Source organism: Streptomyces sp. NPDC001222, assembly GCF_042896945.1.
Classification (GTDB): domain Bacteria; phylum Actinomycetota; class Actinomycetes; order Streptomycetales; family Streptomycetaceae; genus Streptomyces; species Streptomyces gibsoniae.
Map to the genome: position 1 here is coordinate 91,451 of NZ_JBIAXT010000023.1, position 17,527 is coordinate 108,977.

Sequence of the window (17,527 nt, forward strand, 5' to 3'; positions counted from 1 at the left end):
AGCGTGCGGGGACCGGCGACGGGACGTCGTCCCACTCCCCCAAGAGAGTGGTCACGCCCCGTCAGCGGCAGGCGGCCGGTCAGATGTCCGCGATGGCGGCGCGGGTGTTGCCGGCGGCCCCTTCCAGGGCGCGGGCGGCCTCCTCGGCGGTGGAGTGGGTGAGGAGCATGACGATGGCGGTCTTGGCGTGGCCGCCGGCCGCCCGCAGCGCCTCGGCGGCCGAGTCGGGGTCGGCGCCGGTGGCCTGGACGACCATCCGGCGGGCACGATCGACGAGCTTGTCGTTGCTGGCGCGGACGTCGACCATGAGGTTCCCGTAGACCTTGCCCAGGCGCACCATCGACGCGGTCGAGAGCATGTTGCAGACCATCTTCTCGGCGGTGCCGCCCTTGAGCCGGGTGGAGCCGGTGAGGATCTCGGGGCCGGTGGGGACCTCGATCGGGATGTCGGCGTAGCGGCTGATGACCGCGTCGCGGTTGCAGGCGACCGACACCGTGACGGCCCCCTTGGCGGCGGCGTGCTTCAGGCCGCCGACGACATAGGGGGTGCGGCCGCTGGCGGCGAGGCCGACGACCGTGTCCTTGTCGTCCACGCCGATCTCGTCGAGGCCGGCCACCGCCCTCGCAGGCTCGTCCTCGGCCCCTTCGACCGCGACGACGAAGGCGCCCGGGCCGCCGGAGAGCAGGCCCACCACCTGATCGGGCGAGGTGCCGAAGGTGGGCGGGCACTCGACGGCGTCGAGCAGGCCGATACGGCCGCTGGTGCCGGCGCCCATGTAGATCAGCCGTCCGCCCCGCCGCAGCGACTCGGTGATCGCCTCGACGGCGGCCCCGATCTCCGGGAGGGCGTCGCGTACCGCGAGGGCGACGGTCTGGTCCTCGGCGTTCATGACGGAGAGCAGTTCCGAGACCGGCATGCGGTCCAGCTCGGCGGTCCGCTCGTTGCGGGTCTCGGTGCCCAGGGTGCTGAGGTCCACGGCGCGGTCGTCCTTTCAAGGGTGGTGCGGGGGGAGAGGCAGGGGTGGCGGTCAGTCGTCGGCCGGTGTGCGGCGCTGCGACTGCGGGCGCCTGCGGCGCTGGATGGCCCCGTAGGTCTTCTCGAGCGCCGCGGTCGTGGCGTCGTAGGAACGCTGTGCCACGCCGACGAACAGGCAGTCGATGATCGCGAGTTGCGCGATGCGGCTGACGGTCGCGCCCGAGCGGAAGGGAGTCTCCCGGGCACATGTCGTCAGCACGAGGTCCGCGCTCTGCGCGAGTGCGGAGCGCGGGACGTTGGTGAGGGCGATGGTGGTGGCGCCGCGTTCGGCGGCGGCCTGGAGGGGCTCGAGGGTGTCCTCGGTCTCCCCGGAGTGGGAGATCGCCAGGGCGACGTCGCCGGGCCCGAGCAGGGCGGCGGCGGTGAGGGCGGCGTGCCGGTCGGTCCAGATGAAGGCCATGTGGCCGATCCGGTGCAGCTTCTGGTGCAGGTCCTGGCCGACGAACGCGCTGGCACCGACGCCGAAGATGTCGATCCGCCGGGCTCCCGCCACCGCGTCCACCGCGCGGCCCAGCGCCTGGAGGTCCAGTCCGGCCCCGGAGTCCTCCAGGGCGCGTACCTCGTTGTAGATGATCTTCTTGACGATCTCGTCCAGCGTGTCGGTGGCGCTGATGTCGGTGCCCGGTGTCGGCCGTTCGCCGCCGAGGGCGTGCTCGCGGGCGGCGGCCGCGGCGAGCGCGAGGCGCAGCTGGGGGTAGTTGGCGATGCCTATGGCACGGCAGAAGCGCATCACCGTGGCCACCGAGGTGTCGGCCCGCTTGCCGAGGGCGCTGATGGACAGCCCCGAGGCCTGCGCGGGATCGGCGAGGACGGCGTCGGCGACCCGCCGTTCCGAGGGGGCCAGGGTCGGCAGGGCCGCGCGGATGCGGGCCAGGGTCGCGGCGGGGCTGGTGCCCTCCGTCGGCTGGACCGGTGTGCGGGGTGGTTCCTGGCGGGCCATGGGCCGTTCCCTCCTCGGTGGATGGGCGACACATTAATCACACCCCGATGGCACGTCAAAAATTTACGTGCCGATCTACGGGAAGTTACTTATTGACATTCGGAGGTCGGCCTTCGGATACTCGCTGGACCGCGATCCGCGCCGGTCACCGGCCCTGCGGCCGTCCCCGTGACCGCCCGACGCGCCGGATCCCTGGAGACACGAAGGCGTGCCCCATGACAGCAACTGTGGCGGTGGACCTCGGCAAAACCGGCTGCCGTGCCGTGCTGTGGTCCGGCGACAGCCCTGCCCACGACGTCCGCGAGGTGCCCGGAGCCCCCGGGCTCGCCGCGGACAACGGAGTGGCAGCGGCCCGTGCCGCGGTGCGCGCCGCGGTCCTCCCGCTGTTGGCAGGCGAGCCCTCGTACCGGCTGGCGGCTGTCTGTGTGGGCGCGGCGGGGGCGGCCGCCGCACCGGAGGCGGCCCGCGAACTGGCCACCCAGCTCCTCGACGACCTGCCCGCGGACGAGGTGGCCGTCACCAGCGACGCCGTCACCGCCCACGCGGGAGCCCTCGGAGGCCGCACCGGCGTGGTGCTCGCGATCGGCACGGGCTCCGTCGCCATCGGTATCGGGGACGACGGATCGTACGCCCGCGTCGACGGCTGGGGGCCCTGGCTCGGCGACGAGGGCAGCGGCGCCTGGATCGGCGCGGCGGGCCTGCGGGCCGCGCTGCACGCCCATGACGGACGCGGACCGGACACCGCGCTGCTGGCCGCCGCCGTCGCACGCTTCGGCGACCCCGACCGGCTGCCCTCGGCCATCGGACGGGACGGCAACCCCGCCCGCACCGCCGCGTCCTTCGCCCCGGACGTGGCCCATGCCGCCGCCGCGGGTGACGCCGCCGCCTCCGCGATCGTCCGGGACGCAGCCGCCGCGCTCGGCGATGCCGTGCTCACCGCCGCCCGACGGATCGGCGGCGGCGACGCCCTTCCCGTCACCATCACCGGCGGGCTCACCGGCCTCGGCGAACCGCTCCTCGGCCCGCTGCGGGCGGCGCTCACCGGCTCCCCGTACGCCCTGCACCTGCGGCCCCCGCTCGGGGACCCGCTGGACGGCGCGCGCCTGCTGGCGCTGGACGCCTCGGCACCGCACGAACCCCACGTCGTCCGCGTACGGCGGACGACGTCCCTTCCCCCTGTCCCCACCCCGCCGGTGACTCCGCCGGCCCTCGCTTAGGAGTGAGCGTGCGCCAACTCGACCTCGTGGTGATCGTCGTCTATCTGGTCGCCATCGCCATGATCGGACTGCGCCTGGCCGGACGGCAGAAAACGGCGAAGGACTACTTCGTCGGCGAAAGCCACATGCCGTGGTGGACCGTCTCCTTCTCCGTGGTCGCCACCGAGACCAGCGTGCTCACCGTCATCAGCGTGCCCGGCGGCGCCTACAGCGGACAGGGCTTCGGCAACGTCGAACTGGCCCTCGGCTATGTGATCGGCCGCATCGTCGTGGCCACCGTGCTGATTCCCCTGTACAAGCGCGGCGGCTTCGTCAGCGCGTACCAGTACCTGGGAAGCAGATTCGGGCTCAAACTCCAGGGGCTCGCCTCGGTGACCTTCGTCTTCACCCGGCTGCTCGCCGAGGGCGTCCGGCTGTTCGCCTCCGCGATCCCGATCAAGCTGCTGCTCGACGAGTTCGGTGTGCACTCAAGCTACCGCGTCATCATCATCGTGCTCACGGCGATCACCGTCGTCTACACCTACCTCGGCGGCATCAAGGCGGTCATCTGGACGGACGCCATCCAGATGGCTCTGTACCTGGGCGGCGCGATCCTCGCCATCGCCGTGCTGTCCGGCCACGTCGGCGCCGCCGGCTTCTCGCGCGCCCTGGACACGGGCCACTTCAAGCTCTTCGACACCGACTTCGACCTGGCGCACATCCTCACGAGCCCGTTCGCCCTGCCCACCGCGATCATCGGCGGCGCCATCTTCGCGATGGCCAGTCACGGCTCCGACCAGCTGATCGTCCAGCGCATCCTGGCCACCCGCTCGCTGCGCGACGGCCAGAAGGCCATGATCGCCTCCGGTGTCTTCGTCACCCTGCAGTTCGCCGCCTTCTCCCTCGTCGGCGCCCTGCTGTGGTCCTACAACCAGGGCAAGGACTTCAAGCAGCTGGGCCTGGCCAGTTCCGACAACCTCTACCCGAACTTCATCCTGCACGGCCTGCCCGTGGTGATCTCCGGTCTGCTGGTGGCCGGCATCCTCGGCGCCGCGATGGGCTCGCTGTCCTCGGCGCTGAACTCCATGTCGAACTCGACGGTCGCCGACATCATCCACAGCTTCTTCCGCAGCACGCCCTCCGAGGAGTCCCTGCTCAAGCTGGCCCGGGTGATGACGCTGGTGTGGGCGGTGCTGATGGCCGTCTTCGCGTGTGCGTTCAGCGCCAGCACCGGCAATGTGTATCTGACCGGTCTGACGATCGCGGGCTACACCTACGGCGCGCTGCTCGGCGCGTTCCTGCTGGGGCGGCTGGTCAAGCGGGCCAACCAGGTCGACTCCGTCGTGGCCTTCCTGGTGACGATCGGGGTGATGACCTACATCGTGCGCGACGTCAAGATCGACGTCACAGTGGCCGGGGCCACGGTGCCCACCGCGATCGCGGCCCAGTGGCTCGTGCCGATCGGCGTGGTGATCACGCTGGTGGTGGGCGGTGTGATGAGTCTGTTCCACCGCGCGCCGCAGCTGCGGCCGGTGAACGAGGTCACGCTGCCCGGCGGTGAGCCGGAGTCCCGTTCCGGCTCGGACCCCTTGACGGCGAGCGCCGGCCTGGAGTGACGACACCCGGGGGGCGGGGCCGCCCACCGTCGGCGGCCACGCCCCCGGGCCCATCCCTCAGTCCCACGATCCTCACTGGGAGAAGCCATGCGTGTGATCGGCCTGATGTCCGGCACCTCGTACGACGCCATCGAGGCGGCCGCCACCGACCTCACCCTGGATGGCGACACCCTGCACATGCGGCCGCTCGGCCACCTCTCCGTCCCCTACCCGGACGAACTGCGCGACCTGATCGCCGGCACGCTGCCACCCGCCGCGACGACCACCCAGGCCGTGTGCGCGCTGGACACCGGTATCGGGCAGGCCTTCGCCGACGCCGCCGGGCGCGCCCTGAGCGAACTGTGCGACGGCACCGCGGACCTGGTGGTGTCCCACGGCCAGACCCTGCACCACTGGGTGGAGGACGGCACCGTCCGCGGCACCCTGCAACTGGGCCGGCCCGCCTGGATCGCCGAGGCCACCGGGCTCCCGGTCGTCTCCGACCTGCGCAGCCGGGACGTGGCCGCGGGCGGGCAGGGAGCGCCGCTGGTCGCCATGACCGACTCCCTGCTCCTGCGGGGGCTTTCGGGCATCCCGGCGGCGCTGAACCTGGGCGGCATCGCGAATGTCACGGTCGTCGCGCCGGGCGCGGAGCCCCTGGCCTTCGACACCGGTCCCGCCAACGCGCTGCTGGACGCCGCCGTACGCCATTTCACCGACGGCGCCGCCACTTACGACGAGGACGGTCGCCGGGCGGGAGCCGGCCGCGTCAGCGCCGCTCTGCTCACCGCGCTCCTCGACGACCCGTACTACCGCAGGCCCGCGCCGAAGAGCACCGGGAAGGAGCACTTCCATCTGCCGTACCTGCTGCGGGCGCTGGCGGCGGTGCCCACGCCCGCCGCGGACGACGTCCTGGCCACCCTGACCAGGCTGACCGCCGTCACGGTGGCGGACGCCTGCCGCGCCCACTGGGTCACGAGCCTGGTGGTGTCCGGTGGCGGCCTGCGCAATCCGGTGCTGATGCGCATGATCGCCGACGAGCTGCCCGATGTGACGCTGTACCCCAGCGACGAGCTGGGGCTGCCGTCGGACGCGAAGGAGGCGCTGGCGTTCGCCGTGCTGGGCTTCCTCACCGTGAACGGCCTGCCCGGCGCCCTTCCCTCGGGTACGGGTGCCCGCCGCGCCGCCCTCCTGGGCAGCATCACCCCCGGTCTGTCGCCGCTGCGTCTGCCCGAGCCCGCCGCGCGCCCGCCGCGCCTGCTGCGGATCACCGCCGCCCACTGACCGCCCTCCCCCGTACCGAGGAACCATGACCAGCCCCGCTGTCACCCCCTCCGCCGCGCCGACCGCCCACGATCCGGCCTCCGCCGGCCTGGCCGAGATCCTGGCCGGGTGCGTGGACGACCCGGCGCGGGTGTCCACCGAGATGCCCCGCCGAATCGCGGTGGCCCACGACGCGTCCCCGTATCTGTTCACGCCTCAGGCGGTGGTACGTGCGGCGTCGGCGGCCGAGGTGGGTGCGCTGATGGCGGGGGCGCGCAGCGCGGGGGTGCCGCTGACGTTGCGTTCGGGCGGCACCAGCCTGGCAGGGCAGGCGGGCGGCGCCGGCATCCTCGTCGACGTCCGCAGCCACTGGCGCACCGCACAGGTCCTGGACGAGGGCCTGCGGATCCGGCTCCAGCCTGGACTGACGGTACGTCAGGCCAATGCGCGGCTCGCGCGGTACGGGCGCCGGCTGGGCCCCGACCCGGCCAGCGAGTCCGCGTGCACCATCGGCGGGCTGGTCGCCAACAACTCCAGCGGCATGAACTGCGGCACCCGCGACAACGCCTACCGCACCATGGAGTCGCTGCAGTTGGTGCTGCCGTCGGGCACCGTGGTGGACACCGCGGACCGGGACGCGGACCAGGCGCTGCGGGCACGGGAGCCCGAACTCCACGCCGGACTGCTGAGGTTGCGGGACCAGGTCCGCGACTCGGCGGCCTCCCGGGCCACCGTGGAGCGGCTGTTCGCGATGAAGAACACCATGGGCTACGGCCTCAACTCGTTCCTGGATCACACCGACCCGGTGGACATCCTCGCCCATCTGATGATCGGCAGCGAGGGAACCCTGGGCTTCGTCGGCGAGGCCGTCTTCCGTACCGTGCCGCTGCTCCCCCACACCGCCACGGGACTGCTCGTACTACCCGGCCTGGCCGAGGCGACCGACGCGCTGCCGGCGCTGCTGGCCGCCGGGGCCCGCACCGCCGAGCTGCTGGACGCCGCGTCGCTGCGGGTGGCGCAGCGCTCCCCCGACCCCGTGGACGAACTGCGCGGTCTGCGTGTGGAACGGCATGCCGCGCTGCTGGTGGAGTTCGCCGAGGACACCGCCGAGGCGCTGGACGCGACCGTGGCCGCCGCCCAGCCGGTGCTTGACGGTCTGTCCGCCGTCACCGGCACCGCACTGACCCGCGACGCACGGGTGCGGGCACGGCTGTGGCATCTGCGCAAGGGCCTGTACACCGCGGTGGCGGGGGCGCGCCGCCCGGGTACCACCGCGCTGCTGGAGGACATCGCGGTCCCCATGGAGCGACTGACCGGCACCTGCGAGGGCCTGATCGGTCTGTTCGACCGGTACGGCTACCAGGACGCGGTGATCTTCGGCCATGCCCGGGACGGCAACCTGCACTTCATGCTCACCCAGGACTTCGACACCCGTGCCGAGACCGAGCGCTACGCCCGCTTCACCGATGCCATGGTGGACCTCGTCCTGGACGTCGGCGGCACTCTGAAGGCCGAGCACGGCACCGGCCGCGCCATGGCCCCGTTCGTGCGCCGCCAGTACGGCGACGAGCTGTACGAGGTCATGGTCGAGCTGAAGCGGCTGTGCGACCCGCACGGCGTCCTGAACCCCGGGGTGCTGCTGACCGACGACCCGGCCACCCACCTGCACAGCCTCAAGAGCGTACCCGAGGTCGATCCGGCACTGGACGCGTGCGTGGAGTGCGGCTACTGCGAACCCGTCTGCCCGACCGCGGACGTCACGACGACGCCCCGTCAACGCATCGCCCTGCAACGGGAGATCGCGCTGGCCACCGTCGCCGGCGACGAGGAACGCCGCAGCGCCCTGGAGGCCGACTACGCCTACGCGGCGGTCGACAGCTGCGCGGCCGACAGCCTCTGTGTGACCGCCTGCCCGGTCACCATCGACACCGGCGCGGTCATGAAACGCCTGCGCGCCGAGCGTCACAGCCCCACAGCCCAGCGGGCCGGCGCCGCGGCCGCCCGGCACTGGAGCAGCGCGGTCACCGGCGTGCGCGCCGCGCTGAACGCCGCGCACGTCATGCCCGCGCCCGTTCTGCGTGCCGCGACGGGTGCGATCCGCAAGGCGGGAGCGGCGGAGCTGGTCCCGGCCTGGGCCGACGACATCCCGCGCGGCGGCCCCGCCCGCCCTGCACCCCGGCGGCCCGCCGAGGCGCAAGCCGTGTTCTTCGCCGCGTGCATCGGCAGCGTCTTCGCCCCCGAGGGCACCTCCGGCGGCGCGGCTGCTGCGTTCCTGCGGCTCTGCGAACGCGCGGGCGTCCCCGTGAGCGTGCCCGGCGAGCTGTCGAACCTGTGCTGCGGCACACCCTGGCAGTCCAAGGGCTACACCGCCGGGCACCGCACCATGGCCGCCCGCACGCTGCAGGCGCTGTGGGAGGCCAGCGACGGCGGGGGGCTGCCGGTGGTCTGTGACGCGTCCTCCTGCACCCACGGTCTGGAGCAACTGGCCGACGCGCTCCCGGAGTCCGACCGCGCCCGCTTCACCGCACTGCGCTTCGTCGACAGCGTCGTCTTCACGGCGGAGCACCTCCTGTCCGCCCTGCCCACGCCCCGCCGTCTGGGCAGCCTAGCCCTCCATCCCACCTGCTCCACGGTCCACCTCGGTATCGACGCCTCCTTGCGCGCCGTTGCCGCCGCCGTCAGCGCCGAGGTGACCGTGCCCGGCAGCTGGGGCTGCTGTGCCTTCGCCGGGGACCGCGGTCTGCTGCACCCGGAGGTGACCGCCTCGGCCACGGCCGCGCAGGCCGCCGAGATCACCGCGGGTGACTTCGACGCGTACGCCTCGTGCAACCGCACCTGCGAGATGGGCATGACCCGCGCCACCGGCCGTCCCTACCGGCATGTGCTCGAGCTCCTCGACGAGGCCACCGCGTGACCCGGTCCCGCACCATGGAGACGGGGGATGCGCTCGGCTTTACGGGCCCCGGGCTCAGCGGCGCAGGGCGGTCTCCTGCCGCATGTGCGACAGCTTCTCGGGATTGCGCACGGCATAGAGCCCGGTGATGAGTCCGTCGTCGATGCGCACCGCCACGACGGTGTCGACCTCTCCGTCGAGCCGGAGAACGAGCGCCGGGTAGCCATTGACCTGGGCCGGTCGCAGCGCCGCCGTGGTGGTCCTGTTCAGCCCGGCGGCCAGCAGGCGAGCCACCTTGTCGGCCCCGACGACGGGCTGCTGGACGGCCTGCTTGATCCCGCCGCCGTCGCCCAGGAAGACGACATCCGGCGCGAGGACGTCGAGCAGGCCCTGCAAGTCGCCCGTCGTGGCGGCCCGTTGGAACGCATCGAGCGCGTGTCGGGTCTCGGCCGGGGAGACGACTCCGCGCGGGCGGCGCGCCGCGACATGGGCCCGTGCCCGGTGCGCGATCTGGCGGACGGCGGCCGGGCTCTTGTCGACGGCTTCGGCGATCTCGTCGTACCCGAGGTCGAACACCTCGCGCAGCACGAACACCGCGCGTTCGAGGGGCGAGAGTGTCTCCAGCACCAGCAGCATCGCCATCGAGACGCTGTCGGCCAGTTCGACGTCCTCGGCCACGTCGGGGGCGGTCAGCAGCGGGGCCGGCAGCCAGGGACCGACGTAGGACTCCTTGCGGCGGCCGAGCGTGCGCAGCCGGCTCAGTGCCTGGCGCGTGGCGATCCGGACGAGGTACGCCCGTTGATCCCGCACCGTGCCGAGATCGACACCCGCCCAGCGCAACCAGGTCTCCTGCAGCACGTCCTCCGCATCGGCGGCCGAGCCCAGCATCTCGTAGGCGACGGTGAACAGCAGGTTGCGATGGGCGACGAACGCCTCGGTGGCGGGGTCCGTGCGTCCATCGCCCATGGGCTGCCCGGCCGTGTCCTGTGTGTGCTCGTTCTCCACCGGCTGCTCCTGCCTGTTCGCTCCCGACGACGCCACGCGCACAAGACGCCGGGCTCCACAGCTTTGTGACACCCCGACGGAGTGGCGCACGTCACGCCGCCGTCCCGTCACAGGGGGCGGGTCGCCGGCATCTCGTGTTCGTCAGTGCCACGCCACAAGTGAGGACGCCGTCATGGACGCTCGGTTCAACCTGTTCGAGAACGAGATCGCAGCCAAGTTCTCCAAGCGGTTCGCCAACGCCGGCCTGGTGATCGCCCAGTCGCCGCTGCCCGAGTCCACGCAGGAGTTGGTGTCACTGCGCGCCAGCCAGATCAACGGCTGCGGCTGGTGCGTCGACCTGCACACCAAGGAGGCCGCAGCCGCCGGTGAGACCGCGGTCCGGCTCCACCTGGTCGCCGCCTGGCGCGAATCCACCGTGTTCACCGAGGCCGAGCGGGCCGCGCTGGCGCTCGCCGAGGAGGGCACCCGGCTCGCCGACGCCCACGACGGCGTGTCCGACGAGACCTGGGCCCGGGTACGCAAGCACTACGACGACGACCAGATCGCCGCGCTGGTCTCCCTGGTCGCCATGATCAAGGCCGCCAACCGGCTCGCCGTGATCGTGCACCAGCGTGGGGGCTCCTACGAACCCGGCATGTTCGCCGCCATGGTCGACTGACCGGCGGACGAATCCGGCCCGGCCCGGGACCGTTCGGTCCAGGCCGGGCCCGCGCACGCCCGGACGCGGCTACGGCGCCCACCAACGCACGGCATGGCTGCCGCACCCGACCTCCGCGGACACCGGCACTGTCGACGGGTCCACCCAACGCGCAATGGGCGCCCTCATCTTTGACAACGTTATCCAAGAGGTGGGGAGGCCCTGACGCCCATGTCGGCCTGGAACGTGCTGTCGTCCCTCGGCATCTTCCCGGTCCAGCCCGGCCATGACGCGTGGGGCCTGTCCACACCGGTCTTCGCGCGGGTCGATCTGAGGCTGGACCGGCGCCACCACCCATGTGGCCCCCTCAGGGTGACGGCACCCGGCACCTCGGAGGGTCGCCCCTATGTCCAGTCGGCCCGTGTCGACGGCACCCCCTACGGCCCGCACCTATCTGACGACGGACGCACTGCGAAGGATGCGGTCGCTCGCCTTCACGGTCGGCACCGAGCCGTCGGACTGGGGCACGGCCGCCCAGGCAGGGCCGCCTGCGTCGCACTGACACACGGATCCGCACGGATTCCCGTCACCTTCGGGACGGCGGGAATCCGCCGCCGGATACGCATGGCCCTCCTCACACGTGACAGAACCAGTGAGCAAGCGCTTAGATAGTACTGGACCTGTCCCGTGCCGAGCTGGAGGCCCCGTTGCTCTTCGCATCCGTCGACGAAGTTTCCGCGCGCCTCGCAGAAACCGGCTATCTGGCGTCCCCCGCGGTCGCGACGACGGTGTTCCTGGCCGACCGGCTCGGCAAGCCGCTCCTGGTGGAGGGCCCCGCCGGGGTCGGCAAGACCGAACTCGCCAAGGCCGTCGCCCAGGTCGCCGAGGCACAGCTGGTCCGGCTGCAGTGCTACGAAGGCATCGACGAGTCCAGGGCGTTGTACGAGTGGAACCACGCCAAGCAACTGCTGCGCATCAGCGCGAGCCGTGACGAGACATGGGACGAGACACGCACGGACATCTTCAGCGAGGAGTTCCTGCTGCCGCGTCCGCTGCTGAGCGCCATCCGCGGGGACGACCCCAAGGTGCTGCTGATCGACGAGACCGACAAGGCGGACATCGAGGTGGAGGGGCTGCTCCTGGAGGTACTCAGCGACTTCCAGGTCACCGTCCCCGAGCTGGGGACGGTGACGGCCACCCGGCGCCCGTTCGTGGTTCTCACCTCGAACGCGAGCCGCGAGCTGTCGGAGGCGCTGCGCCGCCGCTGCCTCTTCCTGCACATCGGCTTCCCCGAAGAGGAGCTGGAGCGTCGCATCGTCCGGCTCAAGGTTCCGGGCATCGACGGACTCCTGGCCGAGTCCCTGGTGCGGGTGGTCCGGGCGTTGCGTGAGATGGATCTGCGCAAGGCCCCTTCGGTCGCCGAGACCATCGACTGGGCGCGCACCCTGCTGGCGCTCGATGCCGACACCCTTGAGGAGAGCCTCGTGCGCGAGACCCTCGGTGTGGTCCTCAAGCATCAGGAGGACGTCCTGAAGGCAGCGGCGAAGCTCGACCTGGACGCCGTGTGAGCGCCCCCGCCCCGTCAGCGGGTGTCGCCGGGCGGCTGACGGGTCTGGTCGGCGCACTGCGCTCGCACGGCATGCGGATCGGCACCGGCGAGACCGTGGACGCCGCACAGGCGGCGGAGCTCCTCGGCCTGGCGGACCGTGAGCTGCTGCGCGAAGGGCTGGCGGCCGCGCTGCTGCACAGCGAGGGACAGCGGCGGGTTTTCGATGCCGTCTTCGACGTGTACTTCCCGGCCCGCGTCGGGGTCCGGACCGGGGATGCCCCGGCGGACCGCGAGGAGCTGCGGGGCCGGCTCGCGGACGCGCTTGCCGCCGACGACCGAGTGGCCATGGCCCGGTTGGCGGTGGAGGCGGTGGACGGCTTCGGCGGGTACGGGTCGACGCCGGGGTCGGACGGCTGGTCGTCGTACCAGACACTCGACCGGCTCCGCCCGCAGACGCTGATGGCACGCGTCCGTGACAGCATCCGGGCGCAACAGGACGTGGCGGGCTTCACCGACCGACTGCTGGAGGACGAGGTCCGCCGGCGTATCGAGGCGTTCCGTCAGCAGGTCGCCGTGGAGGCGCGGCGCCGTGTCGCCGAGCGGCGCGGCCCGGACGAGATCGCGCGACGAGCGGTGGCCACCACGGCCGACCGGGTCGATTTCCTCTTCGCCGGCCGGGATCAACTCGCCGAGCTGCGCAGGGTCGTTCAGCCGCTCGCGCGCAAATTGGCCACCCGGCTGGCCGCCCGCCGCCGACGTGCCGCCCGCGGCACCATCGACCTGCGGCGCACACTGCGTGGGTCGCTGTCGACCGGTGGCGTGCCGATACGGCCCGTGCTGCGCCGGCGCCGCCCTGCCCGGCCCGAGCTGGTGCTGCTGTGCGATGTCTCGGGCTCGGTGTCGGGCTTCTCGGACTTCACGATGCTGCTGGTGCAGGCACTGCACGACCAGTTCAGCAAGGTGCGGGTGTTCGCCTTCGTCAACCAGGTCGACGAGGTGACCCGGATTCTGGCGCACGGGGCCGCCGATCCCGGCGCGCTCAGCGCCCGGATCCGCTCGGAAGCGACGCTGACGGGTTGGCACGACAGCAGCGACTACGGAACCACGTTCGGCGAGTTCACCGAGCGCTACCCCGACGCCGTGGGCTCGCGCACCACCGTTCTCGTCCTGGGCGACGCCCGCACCAACATGGGTGACCCGAATCTGCCGGCCGTACGGAACATCGGCCGGCGAGCCCGCCGTGTCTACTGGCTGAACCCCGAGCCGCGCTCCCAATGGGGCACGGGTGACTCGGCCGCACCGGACTACGCCGGTGTCGTCGAGATGTACGAGTGCCGCAACGCGCGGCAGCTCAGCGCGATCATCTCCCGGCTTCTGCCGGTCTGACCTGGCCCTGCCAGGAGCTGTCCGGCCAGGCCGCCGGTCCCCCTGCCCGACACGGTGTCCGCTGTCGGCTGCGTCAAGCGCGGCACGGAAGCCGTAGCCGATCGCCCTCTTCTCGTGTGTGCGGTGCCTCCCTGGCACCCGCACCCCGCGATGTGACGAAGCCATCCCCTCCCCTCGTTTGCCTCGGGCATCGGCCAGGCGTAGCGTACCGTCGAGAGTGAACAGAACGTTCTATCTAGCTTCTGGAGTTCTGATGACTGGCACCTCCCCGGCCCGCACCGTCGTGCTGATCCACGGGCTCTGGATGACCCCGCGCAGCTGGGAGAAATGGACCGAGCGCTACGAGGCACAGGGATACCGGGTCATCGCCCCGGCCTGGCCCGGCCTCGAAGGCGAGGTCGAGGAGATACGGCGCGACCCCTCCCGTATCGCGGGAGTGGGCCTGCGCGAGGTGATCGCCCGCTACGAGGAGGTCATCCGCCGGCTGGATCAGGCGCCCGTCATCATCGGGCACTCCTTCGGCGGAACCATCACCCAGGTCCTGCTGGACCGCGGCCTGGGCAGTGCCGGCGTCGCCATCGACTCGGCCCCCGTCAAAGGTGTCCTCCCGCTGCCGTACTCCACGCTGAAGTCGGCATGGCCGGTCCTCGGCAACCCCGCCAACAAGAACAAGGCAATCGCCCTGACGCCGGAGCAGTTCCACTACGGCTTCACCAACACGCTCAGCGAAGAGGAGTCGGCCGCCGTCTACGAGCGCTACCAGGTGCCCGGTTCGGCTCGCGTGCTCTTCCAGGGCGCGTTCGCCAACTTCAACCCCCGTGCCGCGACGAAGGTCGACTTCCGCAATCGGCGGCGCGCTCCCCTGCTGTTCATCGCCGGCGAGGCCGACCACATCGTGCCGCCGAAGGTGAACAAGGCCAACCGGCGGCTGTACCGCAAGTCCCCGGCCGTCACCGAGTACCAGGAGTTCCCCGGCCGGTCCCACTTCATCCTCGGCCAGGACGGCTGGGAAGAGGTCGCCGACTACGCGCTCGACTGGGCAGCTCACCACGGCTTCAGCCGCGCCTGACAGCCCACTCTGCCCGCGCTGAACGCCCCCGAGCCGCGTGGGGCGGACCCCCTCGTCCGACCGGTACCGCCCCATGCCCTCCCCCGCGGGCGGCGAGACCTGCCCGCTCCACTCCCGGCGGCCGCACACGCCGTCCGCCGTCCTCACGATCCAAGGAGAAACCTGTGTTCACCCACCGACCGGTCCGCCTGGCCGCCCTCGGCGCGGCCGGCCTCGCCCTCGCCGGGGGCCTCGCCACGACCGCCTCAGCGACCCCCGGCCACCACGCCCACGCCACCGCCAAGCCGACTGTCGTCCTCGTCCACGGCGCCTGGGCCGACTCCGCGGGCTGGAGCGGCGTCGTCAAGCAACTGCAGGCCGACGGCTACACCGTCACGGCACCCGCCAACCCGCTGCGCGGCCTCCAGAGCGACGCCGCCTACCTGGCCGACTACCTCAAGACGATCCACGGTCCGATCATCCTGGTCGGTCACTCCTACGGTGGCGCCGTCATCACCGACGCCGCCACCGGCAACCCGGACGTCAAGGCACTCGTCTACGTCGCCGCCTTCGCCCCGGACAAGGGCGAGAGCGCCGTGGCCATCAGTGCCAAGTTCCCCGGCAGCCACCTCAGCGACGATCCCGACGCTCCCGTCCCCACCGCGCTGAACGCCGTCCCCTTCACCCAGCCCGACGGCAGCACCGGCACCGACCTGTATCTCAAGCCCGACAAGTACCGTGACGTGTTCCTCAGCGACCGGCTCAGCAAGGCCCGTGCCGCCGAACTCGCCGCCACCCAGCGCCCGGTCACCGCACAGGCCCTCGGTGAACCGTCCGGCACCCCGGCCTGGAAGACGATTCCCTCCTGGTACCTCGTCGCCCGCGCCGACCACGCCATCCCCGCCGCCGCGGAGCGGTTCATGGCGTCGCGCGCGCACGCCCACACCACCGAGGTCAACGCTCCGCACGCCGTCCAGCTGACCGACCCGGGCGCCGTGACGCACCTCGTGGAACAGGCCGCCCACACCAAGTGATCCCGGCCCGCCCAACGGCCTCCGCCCCAGCTGACCGGGCGGAGGCCGTCCCGTCCGTGCCGGAAGAAGAGATGTGCGCGTCGGGCACACCCGGGCGGCAGGCGGTTCAGAGGTCAGCCGGCGGCCAGCAGAGCGGCGACGCCGTGGACGAAGGTGTCGTTCGCCCTCTGCGGATCGCTCAGATAGCCGGCCACCATCGCACCGTCACGCATGGCCACCATGGCATCGGCCGAGCGGGCGGGGTCGGCCGCACCCGTCTGCTCGAAAGCCTCCTGGAGCACCTGGTGGAACCAGGCCCGGTGCGTCAGCACCGCCTGATGGACGGCGCTGTCCCGCTCCGGGTACTCGGCGGCCGCGTTGATGAACGGGCATCCGCGGAAGCCTGCACCGCACAGCTCCTCCCCGATGCCGTGCGCCACGGCCTGAAGGAACACGGACGAATCGCCGATCTCCTCCTGGGCGGCGCTCATACGGTCACGGATGCCCTGGTCCGTCGCTTCGAGGTAGGCCCGGACGAGGTCGTCCTTGCCTTCGAAGTGCCGGTAGAAGGTACCGCGGGCGATCTCGGCCTCCGCCATCACACGGTCGACGCCGACCGCCCGGATGCCCTCGGTGTAGAAGAGCCGACTCGCCGTACTCAACAGCCGCTCACGCGCCTCCGACCGGCGACCCGTCCCGGACGAACCCTTCACCTTCGACATACAGCCAGTATACGGAACGTTCTATCCATAGCGCGTAGGGCGCACCGGAGGCGCAGGTCAGCGAGGACGGGCGTGCCGCGGCCGTGCTTGACCTTGTCGCTGCGGGAGGGTTTCTACTGGCACCATGCGCATCGGAGAGATCGCCGCGCTCGTCGGAATCGCCCCACGGGCCATACGGCACTACCACCACATCGGTCTCCTGCCCGAGCCTCGGCGGCAGGCCAACGGATACCGCAGCCACAGCCTCCGAGACGCGGAGGGCCCAGGGCATGGTGGGTGTTGATCCCGGTGGTCTCGATGATCACCGGCCCGATCGCTCTGTACGTCATGACCCGGCGGTTAACGGACCCTCCAGGAGCGCCGCCAGCACCCTGCGGCGCTCCTGGATCTCGTGTCCCTGCCGGGCGAGGTCGGCGGCCAACTCGCCCAGTGCCTCGGACAGTTGCCGCCCGACGTCTTCAGCGAGGACGTGCCGTACCTCTTCGAGGGAGAGTCCCAGCTCGGTCAGCCGCCGGATCCGGGCCAGCAGAACAGCGGGTGCGCTGTGCCGGACCCTGCCGGGGACGCCTGACCACGATATGCCCCTGGCATCCCGCCCGCCGACGCAGCACACGCCAAAGGCCTTTGAGACCTCACGTGTGACATTGCCAAGTCAGTCGAAGAGGGCCACGAGTCCGTTCACCCAGATCGCGAGGAACCCGAGGACCGCCACGAGGCACCCCGCCCCTGCGAGAAAATCGGCGAAGGCGGTCCCCCTGCTCTCCACCCCCCGACCCGGGGGCACCATGTCCCAGTCGACGGGACGCCCCATGGCATCGGAGCAGGCCGCCCGTACCGCTGCCAGTTGCTCTCTTGCGAAGGGTGACGGGGCCAGCGACTCAGAGCCGCGCCAGGCAATTGCCCGCATGCGCTGCGGAGCTGTGCTGTACCTCGCCTCGAAGGCGGTGGTCTCGGCCGCGTCCCGGTCCTGTTCGAGGTACATCCAGCGGCCCGCCTCCGCGGGCTCTCCGTACAGGCGGTACACCTCGCCCAGACGGCGGCGCAGCATGAGGTCGTTCGGAAAGGACGACACCAGCCCACGCAGGCGCTGACGCGCGACGGGAACCCGACCGGCGGCAAGGTCCGCGTCGACTCGGGCAAGGGTCTCTCTGAGTGGCATGAGCGCATGATCGAGTACGGCAGCGACCGACGTCGACCGGGTTTCGCCGCTCAGCGCCGACTCGCCGCACTCATGTCAGAACGTTC

Annotated in this window: 14 protein-coding genes and 3 pseudogenes; 11 read left to right on the forward strand and 6 right to left on the reverse strand. The window is 71.7% G+C overall.

All coding sequences use genetic code 11. The features are described 5' to 3' along the window. Positions 1–79 precede the first annotated feature (79 nt). Together murQ and ACFY2Z_RS27425 are read right to left on the reverse strand one after the other, a co-directional pair. Entirely contained in the window at positions 80–976 is an 897-nt protein-coding gene (gene murQ / locus ACFY2Z_RS27420; protein ID WP_390746760.1) for an N-acetylmuramic acid 6-phosphate etherase, read from the reverse strand. A 51-nt stretch (positions 977–1,027) separates the two neighbouring features. Beyond that, positions 1,028–1,975: a MurR/RpiR family transcriptional regulator gene (locus tag ACFY2Z_RS27425; protein ID WP_390746761.1), complete on the reverse strand. Its 948-nt coding sequence runs from the start codon at positions 1,973–1,975 to the stop codon at positions 1,028–1,030. A 215-nt stretch (positions 1,976–2,190) separates the two neighbouring features. On the opposite strand from ACFY2Z_RS27425, the gene ACFY2Z_RS27430 reads away from it, so the two are divergent. The 4 genes from ACFY2Z_RS27430 to ACFY2Z_RS27445 all read left to right on the forward strand — a co-directional run bounded on the left by ACFY2Z_RS27430 (position 2,191) and on the right by ACFY2Z_RS27445 (position 8,943). After that, positions 2,191–3,192 (forward strand): N-acetylglucosamine kinase, encoded by a 1,002-nt coding sequence (locus ACFY2Z_RS27430; protein ID WP_390746762.1) that lies wholly within the window; start codon positions 2,191–2,193, stop codon positions 3,190–3,192. An 8-nt stretch (positions 3,193–3,200) separates the two neighbouring features. Then, on the forward strand, positions 3,201–4,787 hold the full coding sequence (locus ACFY2Z_RS27435; RefSeq protein WP_390746763.1) for a sodium:solute symporter: 1,587 nt from the start codon (positions 3,201–3,203) through the stop codon (positions 4,785–4,787). 87 nt (positions 4,788–4,874) lie between these two features. Continuing rightward, the gene (locus tag ACFY2Z_RS27440; protein WP_390746764.1) at positions 4,875–6,050 is read left to right on the forward strand and encodes an anhydro-N-acetylmuramic acid kinase; all 1,176 of its coding nucleotides are present in this window, start codon (positions 4,875–4,877) and stop codon (positions 6,048–6,050) included. A gap of 25 nt (positions 6,051–6,075) precedes the next feature. Continuing rightward, positions 6,076–8,943 carry an FAD-binding and (Fe-S)-binding domain-containing protein gene (locus ACFY2Z_RS27445; protein WP_390746765.1) on the forward strand — a complete coding sequence of 956 codons (2,868 nt, stop codon included), beginning with the start codon at positions 6,076–6,078 and terminating at the stop codon, positions 8,941–8,943. Positions 8,944–8,997: 54 nt separating this feature from the next. Here the strand turns inward: ACFY2Z_RS27445 and ACFY2Z_RS27450 are convergent, their stop codons facing one another. Further along, positions 8,998–9,888 (reverse strand): RNA polymerase sigma-70 factor, encoded by an 891-nt coding sequence (locus ACFY2Z_RS27450; protein ID WP_390746812.1) that lies wholly within the window; start codon positions 9,886–9,888, stop codon positions 8,998–9,000. Positions 9,889–10,099: 211 nt separating this feature from the next. Between ACFY2Z_RS27450 and ACFY2Z_RS27455 the strand changes: the two genes are divergently transcribed. The 6 genes and pseudogenes from ACFY2Z_RS27455 (at position 10,100) to ACFY2Z_RS27480 (ending at position 15,581) form a co-directional block, all read left to right on the forward strand. Beyond that, on the forward strand, positions 10,100–10,585 hold the full coding sequence (locus ACFY2Z_RS27455; RefSeq protein ID WP_390746766.1) for a carboxymuconolactone decarboxylase family protein: 486 nt from the start codon (positions 10,100–10,102) through the stop codon (positions 10,583–10,585). 201 nt (positions 10,586–10,786) lie between these two features. Then, positions 10,787–11,126: pseudogene (locus ACFY2Z_RS27460) on the forward strand (glycoside hydrolase domain-containing protein); the annotation flags it as partial. Positions 11,127–11,271: 145 nt separating this feature from the next. After that, positions 11,272–12,132, forward strand: a complete 861-nt coding sequence (locus ACFY2Z_RS27465) for an AAA family ATPase (RefSeq protein WP_390746767.1) — start codon at positions 11,272–11,274, stop codon at positions 12,130–12,132. Positions 12,133–12,203: 71 nt separating this feature from the next. Further along, positions 12,204–13,499 (forward strand): VWA domain-containing protein, encoded by a 1,296-nt coding sequence (locus tag ACFY2Z_RS27470; protein ID WP_390746813.1) that lies wholly within the window; start codon positions 12,204–12,206, stop codon positions 13,497–13,499. Between the two features lie 253 nt (positions 13,500–13,752). After that, positions 13,753–14,568, forward strand: a complete 816-nt coding sequence (locus ACFY2Z_RS27475) for an alpha/beta hydrolase (RefSeq protein WP_390746768.1) — start codon at positions 13,753–13,755, stop codon at positions 14,566–14,568. Positions 14,569–14,732: 164 nt separating this feature from the next. Further along, a complete protein-coding gene (locus ACFY2Z_RS27480; protein ID WP_390746769.1) occupies positions 14,733–15,581 on the forward strand; it encodes an alpha/beta fold hydrolase in 849 nt (282 codons plus the stop codon). A gap of 113 nt (positions 15,582–15,694) precedes the next feature. On the opposite strand, the gene ACFY2Z_RS27485 is transcribed toward ACFY2Z_RS27480, so the two are convergent. After that, on the reverse strand, positions 15,695–16,282 hold the full coding sequence (locus ACFY2Z_RS27485) for a TetR/AcrR family transcriptional regulator (protein ID WP_390746770.1): 588 nt from the start codon (positions 16,280–16,282) through the stop codon (positions 15,695–15,697). Between the two features lie 124 nt (positions 16,283–16,406). Between ACFY2Z_RS27485 and ACFY2Z_RS27490 the strand changes: the two are divergent. Then, positions 16,407–16,538, forward strand: a pseudogene (locus ACFY2Z_RS27490) (MerR family DNA-binding transcriptional regulator); the annotation flags it as partial. 81 nt (positions 16,539–16,619) lie between these two features. On the opposite strand, the pseudogene ACFY2Z_RS27495 reads toward ACFY2Z_RS27490, so the two are convergent. Continuing rightward, positions 16,620–16,817 (reverse strand): annotated as a pseudogene (locus ACFY2Z_RS27495) (MerR family transcriptional regulator); the annotation flags it as partial. Between the two features lie 117 nt (positions 16,818–16,934). Further along, positions 16,935–17,441 carry a DUF6584 family protein gene (locus tag ACFY2Z_RS27500; protein WP_390746771.1) on the reverse strand — a complete coding sequence of 169 codons (507 nt, stop codon included), beginning with the start codon at positions 17,439–17,441 and terminating at the stop codon, positions 16,935–16,937. Positions 17,442–17,527 lie beyond the last annotated feature (86 nt).